1 protein-coding gene (running past one end of the window) is annotated in these 13,465 nt (G+C 70.3%); it reads right to left on the bottom strand.

The window, feature by feature from the left end; all coding sequences use genetic code 11:
• Window positions 1–13,465 carry the 5' end (the start) of a non-ribosomal peptide synthase/polyketide synthase gene (locus tag EX88_RS24190; RefSeq protein ID WP_051884288.1) on the bottom strand. Its footprint begins 14,420 nt before the window's first position, so 13,465 of the gene's 27,885 nt are visible here — the first part of the coding sequence; the start codon lies at window positions 13,463–13,465; its stop codon lies beyond the left edge, outside the window.

The raw sequence follows: 13,465 nt of genomic DNA, 5'->3' as shown, positions 1-13,465 counted from the left end.
TCAGCGAGGGCCGGCGGAAGTAGCCGCGCGCCAGACCGTCTCCGGCCAGGTACAACTCGCCGGCGACGCCGCTCGGTACCGGCCGCAGCGCGGCATCGAGGACATAGACGCGGGTGTTGTCGATCGGCGCGCCGATGCGCACCGCCTCGCCGGCGGCGACGCGGCTGGCGAGCGACCAGACCGTGGTTTCGGTGGGGCCGTACAGATTCCACAGCGCCGCGGCATCGGCGGCGAGGAAGTCGGCGAGTTCCGCCGGCAGCGCTTCGCCGCCGCACAGCACGCGCAGGTTGGCGGGCGGCGCCCAGCCGGCGGCGCGCAGCATCTGCCAGGTGGCCGGGGTGGCCTGGATCGTGCTCGGCGCGATCGCGGCGATGTGCTCGCGCAGGCGCTCGCCGTCGGTCGCGACCTCGCGCGGCGCGATGTGCAGTTCGGCGCCGCACAGCAAGGGCAGGTACAACTCGAGCCCGGCGATGTCGAACGAGATCGGGGTCAGCGCCAGCAGGCGGTCGCCGGCGTCGAGGCCGGGCTCGCGCTGCATTGCGCATAGGAAGTTCTCGAGCGCGCGGTGTTCGATCGCCACGCCCTTGGGACGGCCGGTCGAGCCGGAGGTGTAGATCACGTAGGCCGGGTGGCGCGGATGCAGGGCGCGTACACGTTCGTGCTGGCGCGGGCCGTGCGCCGGGGCGCCGGCGAGACGCTCGCGCAGGTCGGCCGCGTCGAGCGACCAGCGTAAGGCGACCTCGGCCTCGGCGAGCAACGAGAGCGTGTCGTCGTCGCCGATCAGACAGGCCGGGCCGGCGTCTTCGACCATATAGGCCAGGCGTTCGGCCGGATAGTCCGGGTCCAGCGGCAAATAAGCGGCGCCGGCCTTCAGTGTGGCCAGCAAGGCCACCAGCATGTCGAGCGAACGCGGCAGGGCGATCGCCACGATGTCCTCCGGGCCGATGCCTTGCGCGATCAACAGGTGGGCGAGGCGATTGGCGCGCGCGTCGAGTTCGGCGTAACTCAGGCGGGCCTCGGCGCAAACCGCGGCGGTCGCATCCGGGGTGCGTTCGACCTGGGCCTCGAACAGCGCCGGCAGGGTCAGACCCGGCTGCGCGCGTGCGGTGGCGTTGGCCTCGACCAGCAAGCGCCGATGCTCGGCGGTATCGAGCAGCTCGATGCGGTCCAAGGGCAGCGACGGATCGGCCGCGACCGCGGCCAACACGCGCAGCAGGCGCTGCGCCAGCGCTTGCGCGCCGTCCTCGTCGAACAGATCGAGGGCGTATTCGAGGGTGCCGTCGATGCCGGCGGGGGCGCCGTCGCCATCGAAGCATTCGTTGAAATCGAAGCTCAGGTCGAACTTCGACGAGGCCAGCGCCATCGGCTGCGGCGTGCAACGCAGGCCGGCCAGCGCCGCTTGCGGCGGCGGGTTGTTCTGCAGCACCAGCATCACCTGGAACAGCGGGTGATGGGCCAGCGAGCGCACCGGGTTCAGCGCTTCGACCAGTTGCTCGAACGGCAGGTCCTGGTGTTCGTAGGCGGCCAGGTCGGCGTCGCGCACGCGTTCGAGCAACTGCTCGAAGGCCGGGTTGCCGGAGGTGTCGGTGCGCAGCACCAGGGTGTTGAGGAACAGCCCGACCAGGTCGTCGAGCGCGGCATCGGTACGGCCCGCGACCGGGCTGCCGATCGGGATGTCGGTGCCGGCGCCGAGGCAGGTCAACATCGTAGCCAGCGCCGATTGCAGCACCATGAACAAGGTCGCGCCGCGGCGCTGGGCGAGTGTGGCCAGGCTGCGATGCAGATCGACCGGGATCGCGAGGGACAGCGATGCGCCGCGGTAGCTCGCGACCTGCGGACGCGGGCGCTCGCTTGGCAGACTCAGCTGATCGGGCAGGGCGGCGAGACGACGGGTCCACCAGGCCAGCTGGCGCGCGTACACGCTGTCGTCGTCGGTGGCGCCCGAGGCCGGGCCGGCGCCGAGCACGCGCCGTTGCCACAGGCTGTAGTCGGCGTACTGCACCGGCAGCGGCGCCCAGGCCGGCGTCAGCCCTTGCAGACGTGCAGCGTAGGCTTCGGCCAGGTCCTCGCTCAGCGGCACCAGCGAGGCGCCGTCGGCGGCGATGTGGTGCAGCAACAGCAGCAGCACGTGATCCTGCGTGCCCAGTTTGAACAGGCTCGCGCGCAACGGAATCTCGCGTTCGAGATCGAAGGCATGGGCCGCGGCCGCGCTCAGACGTTCGGGCAAGTCGCTTTCGCTGCAGTCGAACGCATGCAGTTCGACTGCGACCTTCGTCAACACCTGTTGCTGCGGCGTGTCGCCGCCGGGGAACACGGTGCGCAGGCTTTCGTGGCGTTCAACCAAGTCGGCGATAGCGGTGTGCAACGCAGTGGCGTCCAACTCGCCTTGCAGGCGCAACGCCAGCGGCAGGTTGTAGAGGGCGCTGGCGCCTTCGTACTGATGCAGGAACCAGAGGCGCTGCTGGGCGAACGACAGCGGCAGCGGTTGCGGACGCTCCTGCACCGACAGCGGCAGGCGCGCACGCCCGCCCTCGCCGAGGCGGCGGGCGAAGGCTTCCACGCTCGGCGCCTCGAACAAGGCGCGGATCGGCAGTTCGACGTCGAAGGTGGCGCGGACCCGGCCGATCAGGCGCGTGGCCAGCAGCGAATGCCCGCCGAGGGCGAAGAAACTGTCGTCGATGCCGACGCGCTCGCGTCCCAACACTTGTGCGAACAGCGCGCACAGCAGGGCTTCGGTGGCGTCGCGCGGCCCGCGAGAATGCGCATGCGGGGCATAGTCCGGCGCCGGCAGCGCCTTGCGGTCGAGCTTGCCGTTCGGCGACAGTGGCAGGGTGTCCAGGCGCACGAAGGCGCTCGGCAGCATGTACTCGGGTAGGCGCGCAGCCAGGCCTTGGCGCAACGCTTCGACGTCGATCGACTCGGCCGCGACATAGGCGACCAATTGCCTGTCGCCGGGCCGGTCCTCGCGCGCGATCACCGCGTGCTGGGCATAGCCGAGTTGGGCCAGCGCCGCTTCGATCTCGCCGAGTTCGATGCGCAGGCCGCGCAGCTTGACCTGATGGTCGACGCGGCCGAGGTACTCGACCTGGCCGTCCGCGCGCCAGCGCGCCAGATCGCCGGTGCGGTACAGGCGCGAACCGTCGGCCGCATGCGGATCGGCGACGAAGCGTTCGGCGGTGAGCGCCGGATTGGCCAGATAACCGCGGGCGAGGCCGACGCCGGCCAGGTACAGCTCGCCGGCGACGCCGACCGGCACCGGCCGCAGCGCGGCATCGAGCACGTACAGCCGGGTGTTCCAGATCGGCGCGCCGATCGGCACCTGCGCGCCGGTCTCGTCGTCGCGGCAGGCCCAGGCGCTGACGTCGACCGCAGCTTCGGTCGGGCCGTAGAGGTTGTGCAGCGGCCGCGCCAGTTGCTCGCGCACGCGGTTGCGCAGCTCGCCCGACAAGGCTTCGCCGCTGCACAGGATGCGGCGCAAGCCGGCGCAGCCGGCCGCACCATCGGCGCCGCGCATGGCCAGTTCCGACAGGAACACGTCGAGCATCGACGGCACGAAGTGCACGGTGGTGATGGCTTCGCGCTCGATCAGTTCGGCCAGGTAGGCCGGGTCGCGATGGCCGTCGGGTCGGGCGACCACCAGGCGCGCGCCTTCCAGCAGCGGCCAGAAGAACTCCCATACCGACACGTCGAAGCTCGACGGGGTCTTCTGCAGCACCGCATCGTCGCCGCGCAAGCCGTACTCGGCCTGCATCCAGGCCAGGCGGTTGACGATGCCGCGGTGCGAGTTGACCACGCCCTTGGGGCGTCCGGTCGAGCCGGAGGTGTAGATCACGTAGGCCGGGTGATCGAGTTCGAGCGGGCGGACCCGTTCGGCATCGGTCGGCGCGCGGTCGCTGGTCTGCGCGAGGGCGGCGAGCAGCGCGGCATCGTCGAGCGATAACAGCGCGGCCTGCGCCGGCAGTTTCGCGGCGACGTCCGAACGCGTCAGCACGCGCACCGGTGCGGCGTGGCCGATCATGTAGGCCAGGCGCTCGGCCGGATAATCGGTATCCAGGGGCAGATAGGCCGCGCCGGCCTTGCTGACCGCGTACAGGGCGACGATCAGCTCGACCGAACGCGGCAGGGCCACGCCGACGATGCTCTCCGGGCCGATGCCGTCGGCGATCAGGCGGTGGGCGAGGCGGTTGGCGCGGGCATCGAGTTCGGCATAGCTCAGGCGCTCGCCCTCGAACACCACGGCGACAGCGTCGGGCGTACGCGCGACCTGTCGCTCGAATAGGGCCGGCAGCGGCAGTGCCGGGAAGGCATGGGCGGTGTCGTTCCACTGCTGCAGGACTTGCCGGCGTTCCTCGCTCGGCAACAGCTCGATGGCGCCGACCCGCGCCTGCGGATCGCCGGCCAGCGCGTCGAGCGCGAGCAGGCAACGCGAAGCGATGCGGTCGATGGTCGCGGCGTCGAACAGATCCGGGCGATAGCTCAGTTTGAGCGCGAGTTCGCGCCCGGGCACGGCGACCAGGCCGAGCGGGTAATGCGAAGCATCGCCGCCCCGGTGGCCGTGGAAACGCGCACTCAATTGCGGGCCGACTTCGAGCGTGCCGGTGGCGTCGGCGCCGATCGGGAAGTTCTCGAACACCACCAGGGTGTCGAACAATTCGGCATGACCGGCCGACTGTTGGATCTCGGTCAGGCTGAGGTGTTGGTGGTCGAGCAGCGCCGATTGTTCCCGCTGCAGGCGCTGCAACAAGGCGCCGACGGTTTCGTCGCGCTGCAGTCGCAAGCGCAGCGGCAGGGTATTGATGAACAGACCGATCATGTCCTCGACGCCGGCCAGCTCGGGCGGGCGTCCGGACACGGTGGCGCCGAACACGATGTCGTCGCGATGGGCGAGCTGCGCCAGCACCAGGCCCCAGGCGGCCTGGACGAAGCTGGCCAGGGTCACGCCGAGCTTGCGGGACTGCGTTTCCAGGCGCGCGGTGAGCGCGGCATCGGCGAAGTAGCGGCGCACTTCCGGCGCGGTCGCTGTGGCAGTCGTGGCCGCGGCGATGCGGGTGGGTTCCTCGAAGCCGGCGAATGCCGTGCGCCAGGCTTCGTGGGCGCCGGCGGCATCGCGGCCGGCGAGCCAGCGCAGGTAGTCGCGATAAGGCGTGACCCGAGGCAGCGCGGCCTCGGCACCGTCGCGATACAGCGCGAACAGCTCGCGCATCAGGATCGGCGAGGACCAGCCGTCGAGCAGCAGGTGGTGGCTGGTGAACGCCAACAGGTGGCGGTCGCGGGCGCAGCGCAGCAGGGTGAAGCGCAGCAGCGGCGACTGCGCCGGGTCGAAATTGCGCTGGGCGTCGTCGGCGAGCAGCCGTTCGAGTTCGCTGTCGCGGCGTTCCGCGGTCAGCGGGGTCAGGTCGATCACTTCCCACGGCAGCAGGCTGTCGCATGGGATCAGCTGCAAGGGCTGGTCGAGGCCGTCGTGGACGAAGGCCGCACGCAGATGCGGATGGCGGGCGAGCAGGTCGCGTGCGGCGCGTTCCAGGCGATCGCCGTCGAGGGTGCCGTCGAGCTCGAACACCATCTGGGTCAGATAGGCGTCGGGCGCGGAGCGGTCGTACAAGGTGTGGAACAGCAGGCCCTGTTGCAGCGGCGACAGCGGCAGCACCTCGGCCAGGGCCTGGCTCGACTCCAGGCGTTCGATCGTGTCCTGGTCGAGCGCGACCAGCTCCAGGTCCGACGGCGTCAGCCGGCGCATGTCGCTGGCGGCGGCATGGACGGCGATCGCGCGCAGCGCCGCGAACCAATGCTCCGCCAAGGCTTCGACTTCGTCTTGCCGCAGCAGTTCGCCGGCCCAGCTCCAGTTCGCGCACAGCTCCGGGCCGTGGTCGCCGGCCAGGGTCAGGGCATTGAGTTCGAGCGCATGCGCGAGCGGCATTGCCGCATCGCCGCCGCTGCCGAGCGCGAGGCTCGGCTCGGCGGCGCTCCACAGAGCGTCGCTGCCGGCGTCGAGATCGAAGCGGCCCAGATAGTTGAAGCCGACCTGCGGCGACGGCCAACCGGCCAGTGCGTAGCGGCCCTCGTCGTCCAGATGGCGCAACAGGCCGTAGCCGATGCCGTTGTCCGGCAGCGCACGCAGTTGCTCCTTGATCGACTTGAGTGCGCGTTCCAGCGGCTTGCCGCCGCGCAGCGCGGCCTGCGCACCGCTTTCGGGCAGGTGCAGGCGCAGCGGGAACAGGCTGGTGAACCAGCCGACCGTGCGCGACAGATCGGCGCCGTCGAGCAGGCCGGCTTCGCGACCGTGGCCTTCGAGGTCGAACAGCACCGAAGCCTCGCCGCCGTTGCCGTGGCTCGCACCGCGCCAAGCCGACAGGGCCAGCGCGAACGCGGTCAGCAGGACGTCGTTGATGCGGCCATGGATCAGCTCGGGCGCGCGGGTCAACAACAAGCGCGTGCTCTCGCTGTCCAGGCGCAGGCTCAGGCCGCGCTGGCCGGCGAGGGTGTCGCGTTGCGGGTCGAGCGGACGCGCGGCGACCGCGCCGGCATCGCCGTCGAGCATCGCGCGCCAGAACGGCAGCTCCGCGCGGCGGCGTTCGGCGGCGGCCGGCAAGGCCAGCGTCCATTGCCGCAACGAGGTCGGCACCGGCGCCAGCGACGTGGGACGGTCCCCGGCGCAGGCCTCCCAGGCCGCACGCAGGTCGGGCACCAGGATGCGCCAGGACACGCCGTCGACGGCGAGGTGGTGGATAGTCAACAGCAGACGCGAATCGTCGCCGCCGTCGAACCAGACTGCCTGCAGGATGCGGCCGTCGCGAGGATCGAGCCGGGCTTGCGCAGCCTGGGCCTCGGTTTCGATGAGCCGCTTGCGCGCGGCGGCATCGAACCCGTCGATATCGATGTCGATGCGCCGCAGCAACTCGCGCGCCTGGACACTGCCGGCGGCGCCGACGTGCAAGGTTAAGCCGGGATCGAGGCGCAGACGCAGCGCATCGTGATGATCGATCAGGCACTGCAGCGCGCTCAGCAAGGGCGCCTCGCGCAGGGCCGGCACGCGCAGCAGCATCGACTGCTGGAACTGCCCGAACGGGCCGTCCTGCTCGAACAGGTCGCGCACGATCGGGGTGGCCGGCAGCTCGCCGACCGGGTCGACCGTCGGCTGCGCCGGCGTCGCCGCCGGGTCGAGCGGCGTCGCGACCGCGGCCAGCGAGCGCACGCTCTGGTGCTGGAACACGTCGCGGGCGCTCAGGCGCAGCCCGGCCTGACGGGCACGGCCGACCAACTGGATCGAACTGATGCTGTCGCCACCGAGCGCGAAGAAGCCGTCGTCGACACCGACCTCGGCCAGACCGAGCACCTGCGCGAACAGGCGAGCGAGCAAACGCTCCTGCGCCGATTCCGGCGCCGCGCCGCGCACTGTCTCGATGCTCGGCGCCGGCAAGGCGCGGCGATCGAGTTTGCCGTTGCGGGTGAGCGGCAGGGCGTCGAGGGCGACCACTGCGGCTGGGCGCAGATAGTCGGGCAGACGCTCGCCCAGTTGCCGCAGCACGGCCTGGGTATCGATGGCGTCGCCGACCACATAGGCGACCAGGCGCTTATGGCCGGGGGTGTCCTCGCGTGCGATCACCGCGTTGCCGGCGTAGCCGAGTTCGGCGAGCGCGGCCTGCACTTCGCCGAGTTCGATGCGGAAGCCGCGGATCTTGACTTGATCGTCGGCGCGGCCGAGCACTTCCAGGCGGCCATCGCGACGGCGCCGTGCGCGGTCGCCGCTGCGGTACATGCGTTCGCCGGCATGGAAGGGGTCGGCGACGAAGCGTTCGGCGGTGAGTGCGGCGCGCTCGCGATAGCCGCGCGCCAGGCCGGGGCCGGCCAGGTACAACTCGCCGGCCACGCCCTCGGGCGCCGGCTGCAGCCAGGCATCCAGCACGTAGGCGCGGGTGTTCCAGATCGCACGGCCGACCGAGGGCGCCGTGGCCTCGCGCGAGATCGCGGTGAATGCGGCATCGACGCCGTACTCGGTGGGGCCGTAGGCGTTGTAGCCGCGCACGTCGTCGCGTTCGGCAAAGGCCTGCCATTGCGCCGGGGCGATGGCTTCGCCGCCGAGGATCACGCTGCGCGGGTGCCAATGCGCGGCATCGAGCAGGCCGCGCTGGCGCAGCGGTTCGAAGTGCGACGGGGTCAGGTCGACGGCATGGATGCGGCGCTCGCGCAGGCGCGCGATCAGCAGTTCGCCGTCGCGGCGGGTGTCGTCGTCGATCAGTTCCAACTGATGGCCGGCGCACAGCCACAGCAGGCCTTCGACGGCGGTGTCGAAGGCGAAGGTCGCGGTCAGGGCGAAGCGCACCCGCGTGGTGTCGTTGTCGCCCGCGACCGCGCTGTAGAGGGTGCTGCGTTGGTGCTGGAACAGATGCGACAACGTAGCGTGGGCCACCAGCACGCCCTTGGGCTTGCCGGTCGAGCCCGAGGTGTAGATCAGATAGGCCGGGTGTTGCGGATGCAGCGGCCGCACCCGTTCGAGATCGGTCGGTGCCTGCGTGGGCATGGACTGCAGGCGCGCCTCGAACGCGGCCTCGTCGAGCACCAGCAGCGGCAGGTCGGAGCCGAGGCGGGCGGCGATGTCAGCATGGGCGAGCACCCGCGTCGGCGCCGCATCCAGCAGCATCTCGCGCTGGCGCGGGCCGAGATGTTCGAGGTCGAGCGGCAGATAGGCGGCACCGGCCTTGAGCACGGCCAGCATCGCCACGACGCTGTCGGCGGAACGGTTCAGGGCCAGGGCGACGATGTTTTCGGCGCCGACGCCTTCGCCGATCAGCAGATGGGCGAGACGGTTCGCGCGCCGTTCGAGGGTGGCGTAGTCGAGTTCGTCGTCGCCGCAGACCAGGGCGATCGCGTCCGGCGTGGCCGCGGCCTGACGTTCGAACCACTGCGGCAAGGCGGTCGCTTCCACTTCGACGCTGTCGCCGCGCGAGGCTTCGAGCAGGCGCTGGCGTTGCGCGGCATCGAACAGGCCCGCGTCGCCGATGCGCTGTTGCGGATCGGCGGCCATCGCCGCGAGAACCTGGATCAGGCCGTCGCCGATCGATCGCGCCGTGGCTTCGTCGAACAGGTCGGTTGCGTATTCCAGCAGGCCGCTCAGGCGCGAGGCGCCGTCGGCGTGGTGCTCGGTGAAATCGAAGCTGAGATCGAACTTGGCGACCGGCGCGTCGAAAGCCAGCAGTTCGCTGCGCAGGCCGGGCAGGGCCGGCAACGCGGGTGCGGCCGTTTGCAGCGACAACATCACCTGGAACAGCGGATGACGGCCGAGGCTGCGGACCGGGTTGAGAGCATCGACCAATTGCTCGAACGGCAGGTCCTGCTGTGCGTAGGCGGCCAGGTCGAAGCGGCGCACGCGCTCGATCAACTCGGCGAAACTCGGGTTGCCGGAGGTGTCGGTGCGCAGCACTAGGGTGTTGACGAACATGCCGACCAGGCGCTCCAGCGCCGGATCGTCGCGGCCGATCGCCGGGGTGCCGATGGCGATGTCGCTGCCGGCGCCGAGCCGGCTCAGGGTCGCGGCGAGCGCGCTCTGCAACAGCATGAACAAGCTGACGCCGTGGCGCCGGGCCAAGGCCTGCAGGGCCGCGCAGGTTTCGTCATCGATGGCGAAACGCAGGCTGTGGCCGTGGTGGCTTGGGGTCTGCGGCGGTTGCCGGTCGGTCGGCAGTTCGATGCGTTCGGGCAGCTCGACCAGGGCCTCGGTCCAGTGAGCGAGTTGGCGTGCGGCGAGGCTCGCGGCATCGTCCAGGTCGCCGAGCAGTCGGCGCTGCCACAAGCTGTAATCGGCGTACTGCACCGGGAGCGGCAACCAAGTCGGCGCGCGGCCCTCGCAACGGGCGGTATAGGCCTGAGCGAGGTCGTCGGCCAGCGGCGCCAGCGAAGCGCCGTCGGCGGCGATGTGATGCATCAGCAACAACACGGCCTGACGTTGCGGCCCAATTTGGAACAGGCTCGCGCGCAAGGGAATTTCGCGGCTCAGGTCGAAGCCGTGACTCGCCGCACGGGCGAGCGCCTCGTCGAGCTCGGCCTCGTCGCAGTCGACGACCTCGAACGGCGCTACCGCCGCATCGAGCACGCGCTGTTGCGGCGTGTCGCCGTCCGGGAACACGGTGCGCAGGCTCTCGTGGCGTTCGAGCAGATCGGCGATCGCCAGGCGCAAGGCTCCGCGGTCGAGCTCGCCGTCCAGGCGCAGGGCCAGCGGAATGTTGTAGGTTGGGCTCGGCCCCTCGATTTGGTGCAGGAACCACAGGCGCTGTTGGGCGAACGACAGCGGCAACTGCAGCGGACGCGTCCGCCGGGTCAGTGCCGGTCGCGCCGGTGCGCTTTCGTTCAAGCGACGGGCCAGGGCTTCGACCGTCGGCGCCTCGAACACCATGCGCAGACTGAGCTCGACCTCGAGCGCGGCGCGGACCCGGCCGATCAGCCGGGTCGCGAGCAGCGAATGCCCGCCGAGAGCGAAGAAATGATCGTCGATACCGACGCGTTCCACCCCCAGCACCTGCGCGAACAACTCGCACAGCACGCGCTCGCGCTCATCGCGCGGTTCGCGATGGCTGCGACCTTCGATTTCCGGCGCGGGCAAGGCCTTGCGATCGAGCTTGCCGTTGCCGGTCAGCGGCAAGGCCGGCACGGCGACGAAGGCGCTCGGCAGCATGTACTCGGGCAGGCGGGCGGCGAGGGCGCCGCGCAGCGCGACGCCGTCGACGGCGTCGCCGACCACGTAGGCGACCAGTTGCGGTTGGCCGGACCGGTCCTCGCGCAGGATCGCCGCGCTCTGCGCATGGCCGGCGCGGGCCAGGGCGGCTTCGATCTCGCCCAGCTCGATGCGGAAGCCGCGCAGTTTGATCTGCTGGTCGGCGCGGCCGAGGTAATCGATGCGGCCGTCGCCGCGCCAACGCACCCGGTCGCCGGAACGGTACATGCGGCCGCCGTGCTCGAACGGGTTGGCGACGAAGCGCTCGGCGCTCAGGGCAGGTCGCTTGAGATAGCCGCGGGCGACGCCGGCGCCGGCGATATACAGCTCGCCCGGTACGCCCACCGGCACCGGCCGCAACGAGGCGTCGAGCACGTACACGCGCATATTGTCGAGCGGTACGCCGATCGGCACGCGTTCGGCGTCGGCCGCCAACGCCGGTACTTCGCAGGTCAGGGCAAAGGTCGTCGTTTCGGTCGGGCCATAGCCGTTGACGATGCGCAGCCGCGGATGGCGCGCCTGCAAGCGACGGATCGCATCGGCCGACAGCACGTCGCCGCCGGCCCAGACTTGCCGCAGCGAGGCGAACAGTTCCGGCGCCGACTCGGCGAATTCATGGAACAGGCCCGCGGTCAGCCACAGGCTGCGCACCGCGAAGCGCTCGATCAGGCGTTGGAAATCGCGGCCGTCGGCGGCCTCGGTCGGCGCCACGACGATGCGCCCGCCGTTCAACAACGGCACCCACAACTCGTAGGTCGATGCATCGAAGGCGTGGGTCGAATGCAGCAACACGACCTCGTGGCCGTCGCCGAAACGACGGTCGCGGGCGAACTCGACGATGTCGCGTTGGCGCACGGCGACACCCTTGGGCACGCCGGTCGAGCCCGAGGTGAACATCGTGTAGGCGAGCTGTTCGGGATGGATCTCGGTCTTGATCAGGCGGCGATCGATGCGCTCGGCGCGTTCGACGGAATCGAAACGATCCAGCCCCATTAGGTCCGGCCCCATCAGGTCCGGCTCCATCAGATCCAGCCGCAGCAGGTTCGGATGCGACAGGGCGCGCGCATCGAGGCTGGCATCGGCGATCAGTATCGTCGCGTCGGTCTCGGCCAGCACCTGGGCCAGGCGCTCATCGGGATGCTGCTCGTGCAGCGGCACGTAATACGCGCCGGTCTTGAGCACGGCGAGCACCGCGACGACCAGGTCGGGCGAACGGCGCAGCAACAGGCCGATGCCGCGCTCGGCCACGGCGCCGCGTTGCAGCAGTTCGTGGGCGAGCGCGTCGGCGCGGCGGTCGAGTTCGGCATAGCTGAGCGCGCCGTGCTCGCCGACCACGGCGATGGCATCCGGCGTCGCCAGGGCCTGGCGCTCGAATGCGGCTGCGACCGATTCGGGCTCGACCTCATGCGCGGTGTCGTTCCAGTCCAGCAGCAGGCGCTGGTGCTCGGCCGCATCGAGCAACTCGATCGCGGCGAGCGGCCGCTGCGGGTCGGCCGCGGCGGCGGCGACGAAGGCCAGCAGGCGCTGCAGATGCGCGGCGATCTCGTCCTCGTCGTAGCTCTCGGCATTGCCGTCGAAATGCAGCAGGCAACCGTCGCGGCCGATTTGGCCTTCCAGGTTCACCGCGACATCGTTGACCACGCCGTTGGCCAGCGAATGCAGGATGCCGGTCTGGCCGTCGAAATCGAAGGCGTAGTCGAAGGGGATGATGTTGATGCGCGGCCCGAAGCAGCGCTGTTGGCCGCCGTCGGCGAGCGACTGCAGGATGTCCTTGCCGCGGTAGTTCTGGTGGCGCAGGCTCTTGCCGATTTCGCGGCCGGTCGCGCTCGCCAGTTCCTGCAAGGTGGTGGTCTTGGCGAACGACAGGCGCAGCGGCAGGACGTTGGCGACGGTCCCGGGAATTCCGCGAGCGGCCTTGGAACGTCCCGCCACCGGGAAATCGAACAGCATCTCGTCGCGGCCGGCGATCCGCTGCAGATACGCGGCGACCGCCGCGGTCATCAACTGCGGCCATTTGACCCCGGTGCGTTGCTCGGCTTCGAACAAGCGGTCGACCAAGGCTTGCGGGATCGGCGCGCTGCGGCGATGGAAGCGTGCCGACGGCCGCGGCGTGCGGCCGTCCAGGCCGACCCGCTCCGGGGCGTCGAGCAGATAGTCCTGCCAGTGCTGTGCGTCCTTGGCGTGACGTTCGGATTGCCGATAGCGCAGGTCGTCGTCGACCAGCTCCATGACGCTGGCGAGTTCGCCGGCCGGTTCGAGGCCCTGGCGCAGGGCGTTGTAGCGCTCGCAGATGCGCGCGGTCGCCAGCGAATAGCCGTAGCCGTCCATGACGATGTGGTGATAACGCTGGTACCACTGGTGATGCGCCGGGCCCAGCTTGAACAGGATTTGGGTGAACAGGATCTGCTTGAACGGTGTCGCGGCGAGGTCGTAGACCTGGCCGGCGTCCGCGAGCATCCGCGTATGCGCCTCGGCAATCGGGTCGGCGTGCATCGACAGGTCGACGATCTGCAGGATCGACGCTCGGCTCTCGCCGAGGCATTGCACCGGTCCGTCGACACCGTGCTCGAAACGCAGGCGCAAGGTGTCGGCCTCGGCGGCGAAGGCGTCTACCGCGCGGCTCAAGGCCTCGACGTCGAGCGGACCGCGAATGTCGACGTAACCGCGCGTGTCGTAGTACGCGTTGTCCGGGTCGAACGCCTGAGCGAACCACATTTCCGACTGCGGTGCCGACAGGGGGCGCGGATTTGCCTTGCTCAT

Origin of the sequence: Lysobacter antibioticus, assembly GCF_000731095.1 — a bacterium.
In the GTDB taxonomy this organism is placed as follows: domain Bacteria; phylum Pseudomonadota; class Gammaproteobacteria; order Xanthomonadales; family Xanthomonadaceae; genus Lysobacter; species Lysobacter antibioticus_B.
The sequence above is the reverse complement of the archived record's forward strand: the minus strand, read 5'-3'. Positions and strand labels throughout refer to the sequence as shown.